Origin of the sequence: Tepidibacillus infernus (assembly GCF_048898065.1) — a bacterium.
GTDB classification, from domain to species: Bacteria; Bacillota; Bacilli; order Tepidibacillales; family Tepidibacillaceae; genus Tepidibacillus_B; species Tepidibacillus_B infernus.
The window spans coordinates 1,824,429-1,845,817 of the sequence record NZ_JBLWFI010000001.1; the positions used below are offsets into that span (position 1 = coordinate 1,824,429).

Genomic DNA, 21,389 nt, shown 5'->3' on the forward strand with positions numbered 1-21,389 from the left:
TTTATCTTTTTTTTTGATATTCAACTGCTTTTTCTAACCAATGAATAACCACATTCGGATTTGAAGGAAAGTAGAAGTGTGTATATCCAGCTACTAGATTTTCCTGATGGTAACCATCCGAAAATTCTCCACCTAATCCCTTTACCTTATACGCATATGGGTAGTTTTCAATCGTTGGAATTAATCTAGAATAGTGAAATTCGTGTCCTCTTGCTGTCTCTCCTTTGTTTAATAATACTTGTTGCGTAAGTGCTGTGATTTCCCGATATCCTAATGCAGCCAAACGTTGTTGCATTTGAACTTTCGCTGGAATGATCCCAACCATCTCATACGAATTTCCATTGTGATCAATAATCTCCTCAGTTAAGAACATATAACCGCCACATTCGGCAAATGTTGGCATTCCCTGACTGATCTTTTCCCGAAAATCCGCGATTATCTTTTTCTGGACTGTTAATTGAGCAGCAAATTCTTCCGGAAATCCTCCTCCGATATACAATCCATCTGCATCAACAGGAATGGTTTCTCCGGCTAAGGGGCTAAAGTATTGAATTCTTGCTCCGTATTGTTCTAGTAGCTCTAAATTCTCTGGATAATAGAAATGAAATGCTTCATCTTTAGCCACAGCAATGGTGATAGGATAACGTCGCTCAGAAAGTGATTGGAACATAGGACTATGGTTAACAATGACTTCCTTTGCTTTTTTGGCAATTTGTACGAATTGATCGAGATCAATATGCTCTTCTATCGATCCTGCTAATTGTTGAAATAATGGATTAAGTTCCCCTCGTTCAATTGCTGGAACAAGTCCTAAATGTCTTTCCGGTATACTCATGATTTGATTTTTGATTAAATAACCAATCACTGGAATTCCTGTCACATCTTCGATCGCCTTTTTTACCAATTGATAATGTCGATATCCTCCTACTTGATTGACAACCACTCCGGCAATATTTATCCGGGAATCCATTCGCTTAAACCCAAGGACCATCGCTGCAGCACTTCGGGCTACTCCCTCTGCATTGATGACCAAAACGACTGGAGCGTTTAATAATCGACTAATTTCCGCAGTACTTCCTCTGTCACTTAGAGGGTCTTTGCCATCAAAAAAACCCATTACACCCTCAATTATTGCAAGATCTGCACCAAGTGAACCGCGGATAAAGATTTCCTTCATGATTTCTGAATCAACCATCCAAGTATCAAGATTCCTTGACTCCCTTTTTGTCACTGCAGTGTGATATGTAGGATCAATATAATCGGGTCCTACTTTAAACCCTTGAACAGTGATTCCTCTTTTTACTAGAGCAGCCATTATACCAATCGTTAACGTCGTTTTCCCTACTCCACTTCCTGTCCCAGCAATGACAACTCTTGGAATCTGTGTTTTCATCCATTTCCTCCTTTCTCTAATCTACCAATGGAAATCGTAACATTCCCTGCTTTTTTCTTTTGCAATAGAAGTTGATTCGTTCTAGCAGATAAACTAGCAGCAGGTTCACTCACCCCATAAACCCCAATATGACGATAAACCGTTTCTGAAGGGTGTTGAATGGATACCTGATTTAATTTATCTTTTGTATAGAAAACGATTGGCCATTGATACTTTTGACGAATCTCTAATAATCCTAATTCATCCCTTTTTAAATCAATGGTTGCGAGATGGTTAATACTCTTCCAAGACAATCCTTCCTCTTCTAACGTTGAAAAGATAACAGACTCGATTTCCGAAGCTGATGTACCACGATTACATCCGATTCCAACCACTAATGTTTTCGGACGGAAGAGAATGGTCTTCTCAGGGAGATGACTCCATTCATCTTGGTCAAGTAATCGATCGGTAATGACAATTGCCCCTTGATAATCTTCCTTAATTCTACTTTCACTTGATATCGAAGAATAAAACGTAAATTGTTCAGAACGAGGAATCGAAGAAGGCCACCAATCCCTTTCTCCAACTTCTTGAATCATCGCTATTTTTTCGTCATTCACAACCGCTGCACTTACCGCAGTAACATGTTGTACAGAGTCTAGCTGCCAACCATATTGAACTCCTAGCAAATCAACAGCTAATTTTTGGTTCACATCAGACGAAGTGGTAATAACTGGAATAGCCCCTATTAAATTGGATACTTGATTGGCTAAATGGTTAGCCCCTCCTAAGTGTCCAGATAAGACACTAATGACATACTGGCCAATGTCATCTAAGACAACAACTGCCGGATCAGTCCTTTTGTCCTTGATAAGTGGAGCAATTATTCGCACAACAGCTCCAAGAGCCATAAATAAGATCAATCCTCGATAGGATAAAAATAAGGAAGATAAGAGCGTTGCCATACTACCATCAACTACGTAAATACCCTTTTCTTCTTCATCTCCGAAAACCCATTTTTTGGGATAATAAAGATCACTATCAGGTAATTGCTCATGCAGAAATCGTGCTTGACTTACTCCTTTTTTTGTAATTGCCACAATCCCATATGCTTTCTTCACCATTTACTCCCCTTTTCGATATCCGTGGCTAAATCGACCATCATACAATTTGGAACGATTTTTATCGATATCCAGATGATTTTGAAAAACGTTGCCGGCCAAAATCATCGCATGGGAGTGAATATTCTCTTTCTTCAATTCTTCTACCACTTTTGCCAATGTACTTTGGATCATTTTTTGATCCTCCCAAGTCGCACGATATACAACCACAATCGGTGTATCTTCTGCCCATCCAGCGAATCTTAATTCCTCTACGACTTTTTCAATAAATGATGAACTTAAAAATAATGCAAGGGTACTATGGTGACGTGCTAATTCTCTTAATTTCTCCTTTTCTGGTACAGGGGTTCTTCCTTCTATTCTTGTAATGATTAACGTCTGAGTGAGTTCTGGAATGGTAAGCTCCGCCTTGATTTGTGCAGCAGCCGCAAAAACGGAACTTACACCAGGGATGATCTCATAATCGATACCTTCCCGTTGCAATCGTCTCATTTGTTCAGATGTCGTACTAAAAATTGAAGGATCCCCAGTATGTAAGCGAACAACAAGACTTCCTTTTTGAACTTCTTCAACGATCATCTCTATTTGTTGTTCCAAGGTAAGCCCAGCTGTTTTAATCGTTTTTGCTCCTTTTTTTACCCTATCTAATAAAGAAGGATGGATTAAAGAATCGGTATAAAGAATCACATCTGCTTGTTGCAGTAATTTTAACCCTTTTACTGTGATGAGATCAGGGTCTCCAGGTCCTGCTCCAACGAAATAAACCTTATTTTCTTTCATCATGTTCTCTTCACCACCATTAATGACAAATAGGGCAACTCTTTTCCTTTTAAATCTAAAACGTTTTTATAGATGATTTCTTCGTTTGAAGTTGCTTTTGTGACTATTGCAGCCTTTTCTAAGGTATTGGTTTCGATTAAAACATCGACCAATAAATCAAGGACTTTTGCTATTTTTAGGAAAATAATCGTTTCATGTAGTTCAATCGCTTTTTTCATGTGATCTTTATTTCTCGTAGCTGGAATAATTCCGACCTGTGCATCGCCATCAGCCAATGGTAAATGTAATGAAGCCGCGGCACCAAAAATTGAAGAAATTCCCGGAATCGATTGGACGGTAACCTCTGGATGAAGGAGTCCCATATATCGATAAAGATGAATAAATGTACTATAAAATAAAGGGTCTCCTTCTGTAAGGAAGGCAACATCCTTTCCCTGCTGTAAGTGGCGAAATACTGCTTCTGTTGCTTCTTTCCATTGCTGTTCGATGATTTCTTTATTTTTGGTCATCGGGAACAGTAAAGGAAGTAATTGCTGCCGTTTTATATCAATAAAGTTCCTTACAATCGACAAAGCATAACTCGTCTCATTTACCGCCTTTATTGGAAAAGCAATCACCGGTGAATTTTTGATCACCCGTAATGCTTTTAATGTGAGAAGTTCGGGATCGCCAGGGCCAATGCCAATACCAAAAAATTGTCCGATTTTATGCTCTTCCATCTACTTCTTCCTTTCTTTTTCCTTTTGGATTCGTTGCTGTGACAATATAGATTGGATTTAAACTCTCAAATCCTGTTTTACTAGCAATCGGCTTACTTCGAGCAATCTGCACAAGTGTAATTTTCGGTGAACATCCCCTATTTTCAAAAAAATGTAATGTTTCTATCAATGTTTCCATCGTAATGGCGTTCACAATCACCCTTCCGTTTTGCTTCAGCCGATGACAGCCTAGCTGGAGGATTTCTTCTAACCTCCCATTGCTCCCTCCAACAAAAATCACATCTGGATCGGGAAGATCGTTTAAACAATCTGGGGCCTCCCCATGGATAACTGTAAAATCCGTACGAAACTTCTTCATATTTTTTTTGATAAAATCTATATTCTCAATGTCTTTTTCAATCGCATAAACTTCAGTATCTGGCTGATATTTGGATGCTTCAATGGAAACAGAACCTGACCCAGCTCCAATATCCCAAAGAATATCTCCTGATCTTAATTTCATTTCTACTAAACTTAATACCCGTATCTCTTTTTTGGTTATTAATCCTTTTTTTGGCTTTTTTTGATAAAATTCTTCGTCTTCGATTCCTAAATTCCAACTTTGAACGGCTGGAATTTCTTTTCGTTTCCGCATTATGACGATATTTAACGGCGCGAATGTTTGATCACCCGCTTCTTCAAGAGATAAGAGATAAATCTTTTCATTTTTTCCACCAAGGTGTTCACCAATAAACATTTCATACTCATCAAATCCATAGATTAGTAGATACTGCGCAATCATTGTTGGTGAATGGACAGCATCCGTTAACAGAGCAATCTTTGCTTTTCCATCGATTCTTTGGGCTAACCCTGTCAATGACCTCCCATGTAAACTTTCAATATAACTATCCTGCCAAGAATCTCCCAACCTAGCAAATGCTAATTGAACTGAACTTAGGTGAGGATAGATCGATAGATTTTCGTACCCTATAATGTCAAGAAATAAACGGCCAATTCCATAAAAAAGTGGATCACCTGAAGCAAGAACAACCACCTTTTTGTTGATTGCTTTCTCCTTCAAACGATGTAGGATAAATGGTAAATCCCCTCTTAAAATCCATTTTTCTTTTTGAAAATCGGGAAAATAGGAAAGTTGTCTTTCTCCACCTACTAAAATATCTGCTTCGGCAATCCATTTTCGGTAGTGAGGAAAAATTCCATTTTCTCCATCATCACCGATACCAATGATCTTCATTTTTTCCATTCATCCATCTCCACCCTCCCAAGAACTCTTCCCAATTTTGAAACAAGAATGACCTCTAGGATTAATCCTCCTTGAATATAAGAAAGACTCTCTAAAGCGACTAAACGGCAAATTTCTGCAAAAAAAGATGGTCTATTTTCTTCGATGATGATTTTCTCAACCCATGCAGCCGTATTGGCTTGTCGAATTTGTGCTTGAACAGAATCTGAAAAGTGAAGCCGGTTTGCAATATTAGCTAAAAATTGAAAATCAATACTCGACTCTTTTGAATGAACCATCATTTTCCCTTGCGCAACTTTGGATAGTTTTCCAATCATCCCTAAGATGGTCACCTTTTTTGTTCCTAATCTTTTCGCTTGTTTTAAAGCAAAACCAACAAATTCACCCATTTGAACAAAGGCCATTTCCTCTTTTTCCTTAAAAATGTTTTGCGCGATCTTTTCACTTGTACTCCCAGTCGTTAAAATAAAATGGTCGATGCCATTGATTCTGGCAACACGAATCGCTTGAACAATACTAGCCTGGTAAGCATCATGAGAGTAAGGAATCACCGTACCTCTTGATCCTAAAATGGAAATCCCACCAATAATCCCCAATCTAGGATTTAATGTTTTTTTCGCTAACTCTTCACCATTGGGTACCGAAATGACCACTTTTACACCTTTTGTAAGTTGATAAAAATTTAATAGCTGTTTTACTTCTTTCTCGATCATGCGTCTTGGAACAGGATTGATTGCTGCTTCGCCAATAGGGACCGGTAATCCAGGTTTGGTTACTCGACCAACCCCTTTTCCACCGTCTATCTCGATTCTTTCTTCATTAAGCCATGAAACGGTTGACAAAATTAGCGCTCCGTGGGTGACATCTGGATCATCGCCTGCATCTTTGATCACACCTGCCATTGCAAAGGTTAGGCTATACGTAGAGTTTTGAATGGGAAATCTAACCTTCTCACCAATCGGCAACTGGATTTCAATATCAAGAATTTGGCTCTGCTCAATTAACATAAGTAAAGCTGCTTTTGTTGCAGCAGTTGCACAGGCTCCTGTGGTATATCCGCTTCGTAATCCTTTTTTCTTACTCATTCTACATCCTTATCAACTTGTTGAGCCATCAGTGAGAGAGCATTCACAATTGCTGCAGCCACTGGGCTTCCACCCTTTCTTCCCTGATTGGTAATATAGGGAACATCTAATTTCTGTAATTCTTCCTTTGATTCTTTTGCAGATACAAAGCCAACAGGAACGCCGATGATGAGATCGGGCTTTGCTTTTTTCAATTTTATCAGCCGAATCAGTTCTAGAAGTGCTGTTGGTGCATTTCCGATGGCAAAAATCCCACCCTCTATTTGACTTGTTGCCTTTTGCATGGCAATAATCGAACGCGTCGTGTTTTGTTCTTTCGCTTTCTTGACTACATCCTCATCCCGTATATGACAAATGATTTGTCCACCAAAATGAGTGATGCGAGATTGATGGATTCCTGCTTTTACCATTTCCACATCCGTCACAATTTTTTTTCCTTGGCGAATTGCGAAGATACCCGCTTTCACTGCTTCTGGATGAAATCGTAAACTTCTCCCTAATTCAAAATCCGCGGTCGTATGAATCACCCTTTTGACAATTGGAAATTGTGCATCTGAAAAGGAATGATTACCGATTTCTTCTTCTATCATTTCAAAACTTTTCAACTCAATCTCCTGAGGTTGAGTCGTTATTGGCGAAAATTCTACGAAAAAATCCATATCCCTCACCTTTCGTTGATTTCATTTACAACTCATTTACTAGTGTTTCTCTAGGTATTTCAATAAATCTTCAAAATGATGAAACACAATTGGATATTGTAGTTTGGGCCTTTGTATCACGATCGTCTCAATTCCCATTTGAATGGCACTCTCTACCTTTTCTAAAAATCCTCCTTCTTTCCCACTTTCCTTTGTAATTAGAAGATTGATTCCATATTCTTTATAGATGGCTTGGTTCAATCCAGCTGAAAATGTTCCTTGCATGGCAATGATATTTTCCTTTGGTATTCCTAATGATTCGCACTTTTGTAGGTTCTCTGCCGTAGGCAAGATGCGAAAAATAAGCCGAATATTTGGCTCCCCTAACAATGACTTTGCAAATCGATCAATTTTATTGATTCCTGTAGTTACGAATACAACACCTTTTTTTTCTCTGATCCATTCAATGGCTTCTAAATAGGAAGATACGAAATGAAGGTATTGGTTCTCATTTAGAACTGTTGACGGCCGCTCATACCGTAAATAAGGTATTTTTACTTCTTTTGCTACTTCCATCGCATATTTTGAAACGAGTTCTGCATAAGGATGTGTCGCATCAATAATGGCCTTAAATTTCTTTGCAAGGACCATTTCTAGCATTTGTTCTTTCGTTAACCTTCCAATATTAATGGGGATGTTTAGAGATTTATATTTTTGGGCAGCTTGTTCTGTGACCACACTTACGGATACCTTCTTATTATGTTGAAGTAAAAAAGCAGTTAGTTCTCTTGCATCTTTTGTTCCTGCTAATACCAACATTTTATCTAACCTCTGCTTATGGTTCTTGTTCACTTATTCATGATGGTGATGATGACCATTATGGTGATGTACGTGATCATGGTGATCATGATGATGAGAATGATGCGAATGATGGATGAAGTTAATACGGTACATACATTGGTCACAATTAAGGGCTGGTTTCCCCTCTAATGCTTCAAAGGCACGGTCAGTGAGAACATCGATTAATTTGTGATCAAGCCCTAGATATGGAGCTCTTTTGATCTTTCGGTTTGGATATAATTGTTGATAATGTTCGATCATTTGATCCATTCGTTTGATCAATATCCCCGTAAATAAGAAAAAAGGTAAGATATAAATGTTTTTTGCCCCTGTCGCAATACATCTTTCCATTCCTTCTGTAAACGTCGGCTCTGTTATTCCCATGAAAGCAGGTTCCACCCACTTAACTGGGATCCGTTCCCATAATAACCGCATGATTTTGTAAAGATCGCTGTTTGCATCGGGATCACTACTTCCCCTCCCCACTAATAAAATGGCTTCCTCTTTTCTTTGTTCCCCGCTTTCTCCTTGAAAACCTATTTCTTTCAGACGATCTGTGAGAATTTGTAACGTTACTTCATGAATCGCGATAGGCCTTCCGTATGTAAAAGTGATACCTGGATATTTCACTTTTGCTTGATCAATCTCATAAGGAATATGTATTTTAGCATGACCAGCGGAAAAAAGAATAATAGGAACGAGCGCCACTTTTGTTGCTCCTTGACGAATACATTGATCCATTCCTTCAGAAACTGTGGGAGTGGTTAATTCTAAAAAACAAGTTTCAATAATCGGTACCGATTTTATTCCTCGGATTCTTTGTGCTACTTTTTCTGTAAAACGAAGTACTTCTTCATTTCCTTCTGAATCTCGACTCCCATGCCCGACAAATAAAATGGCTTCCATTTCTTCTCCCCCAAAATTTATCATTTTTTGTTAGCGTTCTGTTAAACTGTATTTATTTTGATAACCACGTGGTGTCACGATTTTTTGATCAAATTTAAAAGTGTCCGAACTGCCAATAATAATCGTGGTTACCATATTCATCTCATGATGGAGCATTTCTCCTAAAGTCGTTACGATGACTTCTTGATCGTCACGATACGCATTCTTCACAATGCCTACTGGTGTATCAACCGAGCGGTATTGTAATAAAATTTCTTGCGTTTTTTGGATCGGTAGAATTCTTTTCTTACTTTTTGGATTATAAAGGGCGATGACAAAATCTGCATCTGCAGCCAGACGAATTCTTTTTTCAATTTGTTCCCATGGTGTTAAAAGGTCGCTCAGACTGATGGTACAATAATCATTCATAAGCGGTGCTCCTAGTAAAGCCGCAGCTGCGTTGACTGCTGATATACCAGGGATGACTTCAATTTGAACAGATATTTTTTCCTCTCTTGCTGCGATCATTTCGTAAATAAGCCCTGCCATTCCATATACCCCGGCATCTCCGCTAGAGATAACAGCTACTTTCTTTCCCTTTTTTGCTAGATCAATCGCGATTTCTGCTCTTTCGATCTCTTTGGTCATTCCTGTGGCAACCACTTCTTTTCCCTGTATATATGGTAGGATAAGATCGATATAAGTTCGATACCCAACAATAACTTCACTTTTTTCAATGGCAAGTTGTGCTTGTTTTGTCATTAATTCAGCACTTCCAGGTCCAATTCCAACAATGAATAGATGTCTAATCGTTCCCATTTTGTCCATATTTCCTTTCACTTTTTATTTACAGATGTTATGTAATAAAGATAATAATTCAGTAGATGAAGTTGGTGGTTTTATTGAAGAATCGATTCGTTTCTGTTTTAATAACTCTTGGTATATTTCCAATAAAATTGGCAGTTTTAAGCCAGATTCCCTTAATATTGTTGCGTCAGAAAAAATCTCCATAGGTGTTCCTTCTTTTAATTTTTTTCCATTTTTTAAAACAATAAGATGATCGGCCCATTGATAAGCCAATTCCAAATCATGAGTAGATAAAAGGATTAACTTGGAGCTTGATTCTTCTTCTAAAAATTGGATCAATCGTTCGATAGCCTTCGGTTCAAGATAAGCTGTAGGTTCATCTAATAATAAAATCTCTGGTTCCATCACCAAGACTCCAGCTAAAGCTACTAATTTTTTCTCACCTAAACTAAGATAATGGATTGGCCTCTGTACTAAATGAGTGATATGTAAATATTCCATGATGAACTGAACTTTTTCTTGAATTATTTTGTCGGGAACGTTCAAATTTTTGAGTCCATAGGCTATATCCTCCCAAACATTTGACGAGAAGAGTTGCTGTTCTGGATCTTGAAAAACAATCCCCACCTTCCTTCTTAATCGATTTAATTCCAAACGAGAATACCTTATTTCTTTTTGATTGACGATCACTTTACCTGTTGTTGGTCGGTAAATGCCGTTAATATGACCTAAAAGTGTTGATTTCCCAGCGCCATTATGGCCAATTAGCGCCGCCTTTTTGCTATTCGAGATCTTTAAGGTAAGGCGATCAAGTGCTACCGTACCATTCGGATATTGATATATTACATTTTCCAATTCGATGATTGATGATTCCATCTGCTTTCCGTCCTTTTATACTTCGGTATTGGCTTGATCAGCTACAATAGAACTTTCAATCACTCCTCTACTTTCTAAACCGATTGCCCATTTTTGATAACGCTCTAAAGAATTTATAAAAAGTTGTGATAATAAAGCAGAAAATGAATAAAGTGAACGAGTAAAGTTTTTATAGCCAAGCCGTGAAGTTTGTGCCATTTTCATCTGATAGGCTGTATCTAACAAAACAAATAGAAAACGATAGATGAGCTTCGCAATTTCGAGAAGATCAACAGGAATTTTCAATTTTTCCATTACTTTTATTAAGTCATGAAACGGAGTCGTCAGTATAAGAAAAAGTAAACTTGCCGTGTTAGACAGTGATTGAAAAAATATACTTCCTGCTGTTTCTATTCCTTGTTTCGTAATACCAATAAAATAAGGGCCGATGGAAAGAAAGCCCAACATCATTTTTGGTGATGGAGAAATGGATAGCATAATGCTAATTAGGCTTACTCCTAGAAAAAGACCCATCCCTAGCAATAATGTTAGATAATCTTTCCATGGCACTTTGGCAAAACCGATAGTAATCGTAACAGTAATAACCCAGATCATAAGATCGCCAACCCAATGAAACAAAAAAGAAAAAATAAAACTTACAAACACAAATGCCAATTTGATTAAAGGATCAAGTCGAATGAAACGATTGGTATACGCAATTTGATCAATTTTCAACATTTAATTTCTCACCTGTTTTTATCCTTCCTTTGATAAAAACCAATTCCATAAATGAGAACACCGAATCCTAAAATAGCTTGAACGGAAAAAAGGAGCTTTTCCATTGTCTCATTCGGTTGAAAAAACAAATTTGTAATCCATGGTTGATAATCTCGATCTATCGATGAAATTACTCCTTGTGCTTGATCATCCGTCCCAGCAAATTCAAGATTTCCTAAAAAATTTTGTAAAAAGAGAATAAGGAACAAAACGAATACACTAAGTAGTATTTTTTTATTTACCCCAAGTAAAAAACCTCCTTTCTTTTTGTAAAAGAAATTGCAGTTCTTGCTGATGATTTTGCTTTAAAAGTTGAATAACAATAACTGTAATGATTCCTTCAATCATCGCTAACGGCACCTGAGTAACAGCAAAGATCGTAAAAAATTTTTGAAATGATTCCATCACTCCACCAATTTGTGAAGGAAACGCTAGAGATAATTGAAGTGAAGTCACAACATAAGTCATTAGATCCCCTAAACTTGCTGCCAAAAAGATTGCAAGCTTATCTCTATGGAGCAAACGTTTAAAAACATGATACGTACCTACAGCAAATATTGGCCCAGTAATCGCCATCGAAAAAAGATTAGCACCTAAAGTGGTAATTCCACCATGGGCGAGTAAAAGAGCCTGAAAAAGTAAAACAATTCCCCCAATTACACTCATGATCGCTGGACCGAATAAGATCGCGCCTAATCCTACACCTGTCATGTGACTACTACTCCCTGTAACTGATGGTAGCTTTAGAGCAGATAAAGCAAAAGTAAACGCCCCTATTACACCAAGTAGTAATTTAAACTGAGGATTTTCTTTGATAACGATACGAATCCTTTTCACTCCAAACAAGAAAAACGGAGTAGAAAGTACCCACCAAAAAGCAGCCCATTTAACCGGCAAAAAACCTTCCATGATATGCATCGCATAAGCAGACTGTGGAATGAACAAAAAATAAATCGTTAATAACAAAACCTCAACACTAAATGATCGATTTTGCAAATCAATTCCTCCCTCCAATAAAATAAGCACCCCTACCCTAAAGATAGAAGTGCTTGATGTGCTCTAGTGAATATTCTCCACCATATCACCTATTTCACAAGAAAAACACTTCTATTCGTTTTACAAGGAAAGCGTTGAAGTGTTCTAATGTGTAATCAATGCTGATATGGCACTGAAACGACAAACACTCCCCTATCTCCCGTAGGGTTTTGTGTTTTGAAAATAGGCAGGTCTCCTGACTTCGATTCACCGTCTGTATAAGGCCTTCCCAATTTTTCAATCAGTGGCAATGATTTATACAGACTCCTCGTTACAGTGGCGGGACCGTGTCGGATTTTCACCGACTTCCCTTTTAATCCAAGTTATCATTGCATAACTTGGAACCTATTTCCAACGATATTTAATTTTATTAACTTTATATATAACCCATATCTGATAGCATGTCAACAAACTTTTTCATTTTATATCTTGATACATCGATATTCCCCATTAGGAATAATACCTATATTCTCAGCTTGGTATTTTTCAAAGATCCATTTGATGACACTTCCATGGGTGATAATCAAAAGGTTTTCATTTGGGTGGGTTACTTTTAATTCTTTGAGCCCTGTATGGATTCGATCAAGTAAACTCTGGACCGGTTCGATACTAAATCGGTTGTCTTCCAGTTCTTCAATATCCCTGATTTTATATTGTAATCGAATCTCCTGTAATATTTTCCCTTCTAATTCACCAAATGAACGTTCCCGAAAATAATCAAGCTCAACCAGTGGAAGGTTTAATATACGTTGACAAATACTTGCCGATTCTTTTGCTCGATGTAATGGGCTGGTTATAATTTTGGTAACTTGTATTTTTCTGTTCGAAAGTAAATCGAAGCAAGCTTTTTCAATCTGTTTTTTCCCTTTATTGGTTAAAGAAACTTGTTGAATCCCCTGAATTCGGTTAAACACATTCCATTCCGATTCTCCATGCCGCATTAAGATTACTTTTAACATACATTCCCTCTATTCCAATTCATTCATAAGTATAATTCTAGAAATTCCCACCATACTATTTCTAAGGAGGGATATTAATGAATTACCATTTTACAAATCTAAATAACCATCCCGAACTATTAAAAGAGATCACCCAACTTGAAGAAAAAATAAATCATGTGTTAGATGATCACGTTGTCCTGATTGCTTATTCTGAGGATTTCTCAAAAACGTAGTCGAATCCTTCTTTAGTGAAGTCCCTATAAGATAAAAAATTAATTTTGAAGGCGAAAGTTTAGCCATTTTTTAATCACAAAGATACCAATCACAACAATCACCATCGATAAGAGTGATACATTATGATGCAATAATCTTTGAAGAAATAGTGTAAAGGTTCCATTACAAAGAATGATAACACTCCAAAACATAGTTGCTTGCCTATGTAATAACACTTCTTTTACAGGAACATACCTTTCCTGATAACTACGATCAAACATTGAAGTAAATGGCAAGTTTGTAAATAGTGAAAAGACAGAATTGATTGCAAAAGAAAAAGATACTACTTGACCAGTATAATCTACAACAGAAAAAATATCACGTGTAAATAAATAATAGCCAAGACCGATTAAATGCCAAGTTAATGTACTTGAAAAAAACCAATCCCATCTCGCTTTAGACAAATTGCTCCATACCATAGTTAGACTCCAAATAAAACCAATTCCATAAGAAAGGAGCACAATAGATTGATTAGGAATATGGCTTAGTCCCATTGTTGTCATCATAAATAACCCATAGTTCATTCCTTTTTTCATAAATCCTCCTACATCAACAAACTATTGTTTTTAATACTATTTTAACACTATTTATATTGTTTTTGGTGTTAGATAACACTTAATCTGCTTCTAAAGAATATGAAGAAAAATAAAAAAATTGAAAAAAAACCAACTTAATACTAGACAATATCCTCATCATCATGTAATATCATGTGTAAAGACACATAAATATACATATAGCAATAGAAATGAGGGGGATTAAATGAGTACATCTGCATTTGAAGCGACTGAATCAAATCAAGAATACAAAAGATTGATTGGTGTTGCTGGGATTGGCTGGGCGTTTGATGCGATGGATGTGGGGCTATTATCTTTTATTATGGTGGCTTTATCTAAAGAATGGGGTCTAACTCCATCATTATCAGGCTGGCTTGGTACGATTAATTTAATCGGTATGGCTATAGGTGCTACGTTAGGTGGAATACTTGCTGACCGCATAGGAAGAAAACCCATTTTTCTATATACTCTATTATTATTTGGTATAGCGACAGCCACTAGTGCATTAGCGACTACTTTTGTTGTTATGTTAATATTCCGTTTTCTTATTGGTTTAGGAATTGGTGCCGAATTACCTGTTGCCTCTACTTTAGTGAGTGAACATGCTCCAGAACATAGTAGAGGAAGGGCAGTTGTTCTGCTAGAAAGCTTTTGGGCCATTGGCTGGATCTTAGCCGCTATCCTTGCTTATTACGTTATTCCTAATCCAAATTTAGGTTGGCGAGCTGCATTAATCATTGGTGGTCTACCCGCTATATATGCTGCTTTAATCCGTAAACAGGTACCTGAGTCACCTGTCTTTTTAGCGCAACAGAATAAGAAACAATTAAAAAACAAAAATATCAAACTCTTATTTACCCAATATAGCAAAGAAACGGTTACTTTATGGACTTTATGGTTTGTCATCGCCTTTTCCTATTATGGCATGTTTTTATGGTTACCTTCTGTCCTTGTTGATAAAGGCTTTGATATGATTCGTTCTTTTGAGTATGTGTTGATGATGACTCTTGCACAAGTTCCCGGATACTTTACAGCTGCTTATTTGATTGAAAAATGGGGAAGAAAACCAGTACTGATGATTTTCTTATTAGGCACAGCACTAAGTGCATGGTTCTTTGGTTCAAGTTCAGAAACCACTTCATTACTAATATGGGGTTCCTTATTATCTTTCTTTAATTTAGGGGCTTGGGGTGGACTTTATGCCTATACGCCTGAAAATTACCCTGGAGTTATTCGCGGATCTGGTTCTGGTGCAGCCGCTGGATTTGGTAGAATCGGTAGTATTATTGCTCCCTTACTTGTAGGTGTATTGATAGGTGAAGAAATGAGTTATCAAAGTATCTTCCTTATTTTCACAATCACGATTATGGTAGGAATCATCGTTTTATGGTTTGTTGGCAAGGAAACGAAGCCTGAAACTACAAATTAAAAAATATGATAAAAATATGGATGGCTACTACCAAATTCGTTATGGTAGTAGCCATTTTCACTCTCTGTGCTTCGATCTGTTCTTATAGGTATTAGATTTGCTTTAACACATTTGCCATTTCAATTGCAGAAATCGCAGCTTCCCAACCTTTATTCCCAGCCTTCGTTCCTGCCCTTTCAATCGCTTGTTCAATCGAATCAGTTGTTAACACACCAAAGATTACTGGAACATCTGCTTGCAAACTAATCGCTGCCGTTCCTTTTGCAACCTCAGAAGAGACATATTCAAAATGAGGTGTGGCCCCACGAATCACTGCTCCTAATGTAATGACTGCATCATACTTTTTAGAATTAGCCATTTTCTTCGCAGCGAGTGGAATCTCAAAAGCTCCAGGTACCCAAAGCACTTCAATCTGTTTCTCTTCCACTCCGTGACGAATGAGTGCATCTTTAGCTCCATTTAATAATTTACTAGTTATAAATTCATTAAAACGCGAAACCACAATTCCCATTTTTAATCCTGTTCCTACTAAATGACCTTCATATACTTTTCCCATTTGAATTCCTCCTCTAAACATGTAATAAATGGCCTAATTTGCTTTTTTTCGTTTGTAAATAACGAAGATTATCTTTATTTGGCTTAATCAGTAAGGGAACACGTTCCACGACTTCTAAACCATGACCTTCTAACCCTTTTATTTTCCTAGGGTTATTGGTTAATAAGCGTATCTTTCCTACTCCTAGATCTTTTAAGATTTGTGCTCCAATGCCATAGTCTCTTAAATCAGCAGGAAATCCTAACTTGTGGTTAGCTTCAACCGTATCAAAGCCTTGATCTTGCAACTGATAGGCTCTTAACTTATTGATTAGCCCAATCCCTCTACCTTCCTGTCGCATATACAATAGAACACCTTGTCCAGCTTCTTCAATTTGTCTTAATGCAGCATGAAGCTGTGGACCACAATCACAGCGAAATGACCCAAAAATATCCCCTGTTAAACATTCGGAATGTACACGAACGAGTGTCGGTGTATCCTGATTGATCTCGCCCTTCACTAAGGCTAGATGTTCCTTATCATCCACCTTATTAGTGTAAGCAATCACTTTAAAAGTTCCATATTCGGTTGGCAAATTGACTTCTACTTCACGTTGAACCAATGTTTCTTTTTCTTTGCGATATTTAATCAAATCAGCAATCGTAATTATTTTTAGTTCATGATCTTTTGCAACTTGCTGTAAATCTGGTACTCTTGCCATCGTTCCATCTTCCTTGATGACTTCACAGATCACTCCAGCAGGATAAGCGCCAGCCAATTTTGCTAGATCAACAGCAGCCTCGGTATGGCCTGCACGTCTTAACACACCGCCTTCACGTGCAATCAACGGGAAAACGTGACCTGGTCTTCGGAAGTCCTCTGACTTTGTTTTAGAATTTAATAATGCTTGTATCGTTTGTGAACGTTCATATGCAGAGATACCTGTTGTACTTTCTTTATAATCAATAGATACAGTAAATGCAGTACCATGGGGATCCGTATTATTCTCTACCATAGGTGATAAATTTAATTCATTTGCTCTTTCTTTTGTAATCGGTACACAAACCAAGCCTCTACCATGCCTAATCATAAAATTGATTACTTCTGGAGTTGCCTTTTCTGCCAATGCGATAAAATCTCCTTCGTTCTCACGATCTTCATCATCCACAACAATAATCACTTTTCCTTGTTGTAACTCTTCTATTGCTTCTTCAATAGTAGCAAACATTTTAAGCCCCCCTACTTTTTAAGCAAATCCATTCTCTTTTAAAAAATCTTCAGTTAAACTGGTTTTCTCATTTGATCGCTGTTCCAACAGATTGGTCACGTATTTCTCTACAAATTTCCCAATCATATCCACCTCAATATTTACGGTTTGCCCGATCTGTTTTGATACCAAATTGGTTTGTTGAAGGGTATGAGGAATGATCGAAACTGAAAATTGGTTTTTCTCTACATCAACAAGCGTTAAACTAATCCCATCAATTGCGATCGAACCTTTGGGAACCATGTAATTTGTTAAAGAGGGATTCGCATGAAAAGTAAAATAAATCGCATTATCTACTGGCTTTTTTCCATGCAATGTAGCTACTCCATCGATATGTCCGGCAACAAAATGACCACCAAACCTTCGATTGGGTGTCATTGCTCTTTCTAGATTTACTAAACTACCAACCTTTAAATCCTTCAGATTCGTACGATGCATCGTTTCAGGCATGACATCGACAGTGAAGGAAAAAGATTGGTAAGAGGTCACCGTTAAACAAATTCCGTTTACAGCGATACTATCCCCAATTGACACATCCTCTAAAATTTCTTTTGCTTCAATCGTAAGTACCATGGCATCGCCCGAACGAGTTATGTTTTTAATCCTTCCCACTTCTTCAATCAATCCGGTAAACATTAACCTTCCCCCCCTTCGCTTGATGAAAAGATAGGATACCCCATGATGCAAAAGTCATCTTCAAACTGTTGGATAGAAATGTTGGTTAAGGGAACGGCTTGAGTCATCATCGTTTTTCCTTCCCCACCAATACTTGTTAGGGATTGAAAACCTCCTACTAATTTTGGAGCAATAAATCCTATATATTTATCTATCAATCCATGGTCAAATAAACTACCCGTTAAGGTTGATCCCCCTTCAACAAATACGGATGTTACATGATTTTTACCTAAATATTGAAGCACTTCTTGCAACGGAACACTTTCTTCCCCTTTTGTTACGATGACTTGGATACCCATTTTTGTTAACTCATTTATTTTCTGCTCTGATACATGATTCGTTGTGAAAATCCATGTAGGTGCTTTTCCATCTATTACTACCTTTGCATCTAATGGAATTCTCAATTTTGAATCGACCACAATTCGAATAGGGTTAAGTCCTTCTACTTCAGTTCGTACCGTTAAGGAAGGATTATCTTTTAAAATTGTCCCAATCCCAACCATAATCGCATCATGCTCATGTCTTAGCTGATGAACATATTCTCTCGACTTTTCCCCTGTGATCCATTTGCTACTTCCCGTATAAGTAGCGATTTTCCCATCAAGGGTCATCGCGGTTTTTACGGTAACAAATGGCATACGGGTTGTAATATACTTGTTAAAGCTTTCATTAAGCTGTTTTGCTTCTTGTTCTAAGACTCCTACGGTAACTTCTATACCAGCCTTTTCTAATAAATCAATACCCATCCCTGAAACTAACGGATTCGGGTCTAAGGTGGCCACAACTACTCTTTTGACTTGTTCAGCAACGATTCGTTCTGCACATGGAGGAGTTCGACCAAAATGACTACAAGGTTCAAGTGTTACATAAAGTGTGCTATTTTTAGCAAGTGAACCTGCCATATTTAATGCATGAACTTCCGCATGAGGTTGGCCTGCTTTTAAATGTGCTCCCATTCCAACGATACGACCCTGATTAACAATCACCGCTCCTACAACTGGATTGGGGGAGGTTTGCCCTTTGGTTCCCTTTGCCAAATCAAGGGCTATTTTCATATAATCCCGATCGTTCATGTTTATCTCCTTTTCCTTTAAAATGCATACTCCGATTACTTTTGTAGGCCCCATAAATTTAGAAAAAAAGACCCCAAAGCATCATGCTTCAGGGTTTTATGTTAAGTAAGATAGATAATGTGAATTTTCAAATGGATAGAATATAGCCATAAAAACAAGACAAAATGCAATTCAGAAAAAAGACAAAGCGGCATTTTCTGAATTTACACATCTATGGATAGAATTCACCTTATCATATCCTTCTCCCATCCAGACTTTACTGTCGGTTTCGGAATCTCACCGAATCAGCCAACACATCAAAAGACGTATTGGGTCGCGGACTACAGGTTATCCCTGATTACCGCCGGTTGGGAATTTCACCCGACCCCGAAGGATTTATTTAACTTATTTGATTCTATCTTATACCTTTTCTAATAAATCTGCAAATGTAATTTTGTTTAAGTAGTTATGGCAACGACAGCAGTGTTTCCCTTTTCATCTGGGACTAGCAAATCTTCACCTATGATTAAACCTTTCATTGTTGCTGGAACATAACTGCTATCAATGTGATTATTCTCACTGTCCTTTTGTCCAGCTTTCAAAGCAAGTTCATAGGTGGCACCAGCTTTTAATTTTGGTAATTGAATATCATCTTGTGGATCTAATCCATTTTCATCCTTTAACATACCTTTTTCTAACATCGCACCATAACGGCGGGACTCTAAAAATGCTGCAGCTTTTTCCATTCCAGGTTTTACTTTTAACCATTCTACATTTCCGCTTGGGTACGTTTTAATCTTACTAAACCCTTCTGTATCTTGATCAGCGGTTTCGAAAATATCACTAAACTTTATTCCTTTATCAATGTATGATTTAATTTCTTCATCTGTTGCATGACCTAATTTAATCCATTTTAGATTAGCAACCCCACCATTTTGATCACTTGTTTGGATCCATTTTGCAGCATATAAGGTACCAGCAGATAGATCCTGAGCATTGTCCGCTACATACATAAACAACATAGTATTTGTACCATCATCACCAAAGAATACGGTTTTTCCATCTGGAGCAACTTTACCTAATTCATGAGAAAATCTCCCCATGCTGTAATGTTTTACAACTGTTGTAGAGTTATCAGGGCGTACCACTACTTCTGGAATATATCCATATGCGTAAGGATTACCTACTTTATTTTCGTCTTGAAAATAATTTTTTGTAAAAAAACCAACAAAGGTTTTATTTTGGTCTGCTTCATAAGCACGTGCATCTGCATCGTATTCTTCACTACTTAGGTGAGTATTCCAAGGTGTTACAGAACCATTACATGGTATCCATAATCCATCTACTTTTGAAAAATCTACTTTTTTCAAATCAACAACCTTTAATTCACCTGTTGTTCTATTCTGATCAATCGTACTTAAACTGATAGAAGCTGGAACTTGTCCATAGGCTGAATTACCAGTTTGGTCTCTTGAAATATATTCATAATGAGTAAGCAAACTTAATGGATTGCCACCTAATTTGGTTGGTGCGTCATAGATTGTACAGCCTGAGCACATTCATGAATATGTCGAGTATAATCATGAATAAGTTCTTTAGCTACATTTTTATGCTGATCATCAATAAGACCCGTTGTCCCCACATTGATCACGTCCACATCTACTTCTCGTGGATCCTTATAGGTACACATAAAATCAAAGTTGTACCCTGTTCGCCCTTTTACATTGATATGGATCATCAAGGCATTTGATCGTCCTTTTATTGGTTGATGCTAGAATAAAAATAGGACAACTTAAATAGAGATTTTTCCTAAGTTTAGTATAAAATAAATATAACTGAACCAGGGGGAAATGTTTAATGGGAAATCAAAAGAAACAATACAGTGCTGAATTTAAGCAGGATGCTGTAAACTATTATCATTCATCAGGCAAAAGCCTAGAACAAGTAGCAGGAGATCTAAAAGTTAGTAAATCTGCAATAAGTAAGTGGGTATTAAATGCTAATACAAACAATGGTACCGTTAATCACAGAGGATCAGGTAATTATAGCTCAGACGCTGAGAAAGAAATTGCTCGTTTAAAGAAAGAATTAAAAGATTCAAAGGATGCGTTAGACATCTTAAAAAAGGCTATAGGCATACTGAACAATTAACAGAATCTATTTATACAGAAACAAAGTTAGTATCGGAGGAGCGCAAGATTTCTGTTAACAGTGTGCTCAAACTATTGGGCGTTTCTTCATCAGGATATTACAGTTGGGTTAAAAGAATACCATCCAACCAAGAAAAAAGGAAGCAACAGGTAAAAGCGGAAATTATACAAATTTATAATGAGTCCCATCAGATATATGGAGCACCTAAAATAACGTCTATACTTCAGTCAAGAGGTCATGTAATAGCAGAAAAAACGGTTGGTAACTATATGCGTGAAGAAAATATTAAAGCTATTTGGGTTCGACCTTATATTAGAACAACTATTGATCCTGATTTTGATAATAAGTTAAAAAA

The 21,389-nt window shown here is 37.2% G+C and carries 26 protein-coding genes and 2 riboswitches; of the genes, 4 read left to right on the plus strand and 22 right to left on the minus strand.

Annotated elements, in window-relative coordinates; translation table 11 throughout:
• Nucleotide 1: 1 nt before the first annotated feature.
• From TEPIDINF_RS09195 to TEPIDINF_RS09265, 15 genes are all read right to left on the minus strand, one after another.
• A complete protein-coding gene (locus TEPIDINF_RS09195; RefSeq protein WP_421691821.1) occupies nt 2-1,393 on the minus strand; it encodes a cobyrinic acid a,c-diamide synthase CobB in 1,392 nt (463 codons plus the stop codon).
• On the minus strand, nt 1,390-2,496 hold the full coding sequence (locus tag TEPIDINF_RS09200) for a cobalt-precorrin 5A hydrolase (RefSeq protein WP_421691822.1): 1,107 nt from the start codon (nt 2,494-2,496) through the stop codon (nt 1,390-1,392). The genes TEPIDINF_RS09195 and TEPIDINF_RS09200 overlap by 4 nt, the downstream gene beginning before the upstream one ends.
• Nucleotides 2,497-3,276 (minus strand): precorrin-4 C(11)-methyltransferase, encoded by a 780-nt coding sequence (cobM, locus tag TEPIDINF_RS09205; protein ID WP_068725949.1) that lies wholly within the window; start codon nt 3,274-3,276, stop codon nt 2,497-2,499.
• Nucleotides 3,273-3,992, minus strand: a complete 720-nt coding sequence (cobI, locus tag TEPIDINF_RS09210; RefSeq protein ID WP_068725951.1) for a precorrin-2 C(20)-methyltransferase — start codon at nt 3,990-3,992, stop codon at nt 3,273-3,275. Before cobI ends, cobM begins: the two co-directional genes overlap by 4 nt.
• Complete coding sequence (gene cbiE / locus TEPIDINF_RS09215) at nt 3,979-5,235, minus strand: precorrin-6y C5,15-methyltransferase (decarboxylating) subunit CbiE (protein WP_421691823.1); 1,257 nt, start codon at nt 5,233-5,235, stop codon at nt 3,979-3,981. Before cbiE ends, cobI begins: the two co-directional genes overlap by 14 nt.
• On the minus strand, nt 5,223-6,320 hold the full coding sequence (locus tag TEPIDINF_RS09220) for a cobalt-precorrin-5B (C(1))-methyltransferase (RefSeq protein ID WP_068725956.1): 1,098 nt from the start codon (nt 6,318-6,320) through the stop codon (nt 5,223-5,225). Before TEPIDINF_RS09220 ends, cbiE begins: the two co-directional genes overlap by 13 nt.
• The gene (locus TEPIDINF_RS09225) at nt 6,317-6,979 is read right to left on the minus strand and encodes a precorrin-8X methylmutase (protein ID WP_421691824.1); all 663 of its coding nucleotides are present in this window, start codon (nt 6,977-6,979) and stop codon (nt 6,317-6,319) included. The genes TEPIDINF_RS09220 and TEPIDINF_RS09225 overlap by 4 nt, the downstream gene beginning before the upstream one ends.
• 39 nt (nt 6,980-7,018) lie before the next feature.
• Nucleotides 7,019-7,777 carry a precorrin-6A reductase gene (cobK, locus tag TEPIDINF_RS09230; protein WP_068725960.1) on the minus strand — a complete coding sequence of 253 codons (759 nt, stop codon included), beginning with the start codon at nt 7,775-7,777 and terminating at the stop codon, nt 7,019-7,021.
• A 33-nt stretch (nt 7,778-7,810) separates the two neighbouring features.
• Complete coding sequence (locus TEPIDINF_RS09235) at nt 7,811-8,704, minus strand: sirohydrochlorin chelatase (RefSeq protein WP_421691825.1); 894 nt, start codon at nt 8,702-8,704, stop codon at nt 7,811-7,813.
• A gap of 30 nt (nt 8,705-8,734) precedes the next feature.
• Entirely contained in the window at nt 8,735-9,511 is a 777-nt protein-coding gene (gene cobJ / locus TEPIDINF_RS09240; RefSeq protein WP_321164168.1) for a precorrin-3B C(17)-methyltransferase, read from the minus strand.
• Between the two features lie 15 nt (nt 9,512-9,526).
• The gene (locus TEPIDINF_RS09245; RefSeq protein WP_421691826.1) at nt 9,527-10,366 is read right to left on the minus strand and encodes an energy-coupling factor ABC transporter ATP-binding protein; all 840 of its coding nucleotides are present in this window, start codon (nt 10,364-10,366) and stop codon (nt 9,527-9,529) included.
• Nucleotides 10,367-10,381: 15 nt separating this feature from the next.
• On the minus strand, nt 10,382-11,083 hold the full coding sequence (gene cbiQ, locus TEPIDINF_RS09250) for a cobalt ECF transporter T component CbiQ (protein WP_421691827.1): 702 nt from the start codon (nt 11,081-11,083) through the stop codon (nt 10,382-10,384).
• A gap of 8 nt (nt 11,084-11,091) precedes the next feature.
• Complete coding sequence (locus TEPIDINF_RS09255) at nt 11,092-11,421, minus strand: energy-coupling factor ABC transporter substrate-binding protein (RefSeq protein WP_082732491.1); 330 nt, start codon at nt 11,419-11,421, stop codon at nt 11,092-11,094.
• Nucleotides 11,357-12,040: an energy-coupling factor ABC transporter permease gene (locus TEPIDINF_RS09260; RefSeq protein WP_082732594.1), complete on the minus strand. Its 684-nt coding sequence runs from the start codon at nt 12,038-12,040 to the stop codon at nt 11,357-11,359. Before TEPIDINF_RS09260 ends, TEPIDINF_RS09255 begins: the two co-directional genes overlap by 65 nt.
• A 286-nt stretch (nt 12,041-12,326) precedes the next feature.
• Nucleotides 12,327-12,521, minus strand: a riboswitch (cobalamin riboswitch).
• Nucleotides 12,522-12,579: 58 nt separating this feature from the next.
• Nucleotides 12,580-13,116, minus strand: coding sequence for a histidine phosphatase family protein (locus tag TEPIDINF_RS09265; protein WP_421691828.1), 537 nt, complete (start codon nt 13,114-13,116; stop codon nt 12,580-12,582).
• Nucleotides 13,117-13,193: 77 nt separating this feature from the next.
• Here TEPIDINF_RS09265 and TEPIDINF_RS09270 point away from each other — a divergent pair, with 77 nt between their 5' ends.
• On the plus strand, nt 13,194-13,331 hold the full coding sequence (locus TEPIDINF_RS09270; RefSeq protein ID WP_161937325.1) for a hypothetical protein: 138 nt from the start codon (nt 13,194-13,196) through the stop codon (nt 13,329-13,331).
• A gap of 39 nt (nt 13,332-13,370) precedes the next feature.
• Here the strand turns inward: TEPIDINF_RS09270 and TEPIDINF_RS09275 are convergent, their stop codons facing one another.
• Nucleotides 13,371-13,907: a hypothetical protein gene (locus TEPIDINF_RS09275; RefSeq protein WP_068725976.1), complete on the minus strand. Its 537-nt coding sequence runs from the start codon at nt 13,905-13,907 to the stop codon at nt 13,371-13,373.
• 223 nt (nt 13,908-14,130) lie between these two features.
• Between TEPIDINF_RS09275 and TEPIDINF_RS09280 the strand changes: the two genes are divergently transcribed.
• Nucleotides 14,131-15,354 (plus strand): MFS transporter, encoded by a 1,224-nt coding sequence (locus TEPIDINF_RS09280; protein ID WP_069800855.1) that lies wholly within the window; start codon nt 14,131-14,133, stop codon nt 15,352-15,354.
• A 91-nt stretch (nt 15,355-15,445) separates the two neighbouring features.
• Here the strand turns inward: TEPIDINF_RS09280 and ribH are convergent, their stop codons facing one another.
• The 6 genes from ribH to TEPIDINF_RS09310 all read right to left on the minus strand — a co-directional run bounded on the left by ribH (nt 15,446) and on the right by TEPIDINF_RS09310 (nt 20,624).
• Nucleotides 15,446-15,910 carry a 6,7-dimethyl-8-ribityllumazine synthase gene (gene ribH, locus TEPIDINF_RS09285; RefSeq protein WP_069800857.1) on the minus strand — a complete coding sequence of 155 codons (465 nt, stop codon included), beginning with the start codon at nt 15,908-15,910 and terminating at the stop codon, nt 15,446-15,448.
• Between the two features lie 13 nt (nt 15,911-15,923).
• Nucleotides 15,924-17,117, minus strand: a complete 1,194-nt coding sequence (locus TEPIDINF_RS09290; RefSeq protein WP_421691829.1) for a bifunctional 3,4-dihydroxy-2-butanone-4-phosphate synthase/GTP cyclohydrolase II — start codon at nt 17,115-17,117, stop codon at nt 15,924-15,926.
• An 18-nt stretch (nt 17,118-17,135) separates the two neighbouring features.
• Nucleotides 17,136-17,792 (minus strand): riboflavin synthase, encoded by a 657-nt coding sequence (gene ribE, locus TEPIDINF_RS09295; protein WP_421691830.1) that lies wholly within the window; start codon nt 17,790-17,792, stop codon nt 17,136-17,138.
• Nucleotides 17,792-18,904, minus strand: coding sequence for a bifunctional diaminohydroxyphosphoribosylaminopyrimidine deaminase/5-amino-6-(5-phosphoribosylamino)uracil reductase RibD (ribD, locus tag TEPIDINF_RS09300; protein WP_421691831.1), 1,113 nt, complete (start codon nt 18,902-18,904; stop codon nt 17,792-17,794). The genes ribE and ribD overlap by 1 nt, the downstream gene beginning before the upstream one ends.
• Before the next feature lie 233 nt (nt 18,905-19,137).
• Nucleotides 19,138-19,282: riboswitch (FMN riboswitch) on the minus strand.
• Between the two features lie 59 nt (nt 19,283-19,341).
• Entirely contained in the window at nt 19,342-20,382 is a 1,041-nt protein-coding gene (locus tag TEPIDINF_RS09305; protein WP_421691832.1) for an alkaline phosphatase PhoX, read from the minus strand.
• 17 nt (nt 20,383-20,399) lie between these two features.
• Nucleotides 20,400-20,624, minus strand: a complete 225-nt coding sequence (locus tag TEPIDINF_RS09310) for a hypothetical protein (RefSeq protein WP_153012040.1) — start codon at nt 20,622-20,624, stop codon at nt 20,400-20,402.
• A gap of 116 nt (nt 20,625-20,740) precedes the next feature.
• On the opposite strand from TEPIDINF_RS09310, the gene TEPIDINF_RS09315 reads away from it, so the two are divergent.
• Nucleotides 20,741-21,034, plus strand: coding sequence for a transposase (locus TEPIDINF_RS09315; RefSeq protein WP_069799425.1), 294 nt, complete (start codon nt 20,741-20,743; stop codon nt 21,032-21,034).
• Nucleotides 21,035-21,108: 74 nt separating this feature from the next.
• Nucleotides 21,109-21,389: IS3 family transposase (locus tag TEPIDINF_RS09320; RefSeq protein ID WP_421691833.1), on the plus strand; the 281-nt coding region annotated here is incomplete at its 3' end.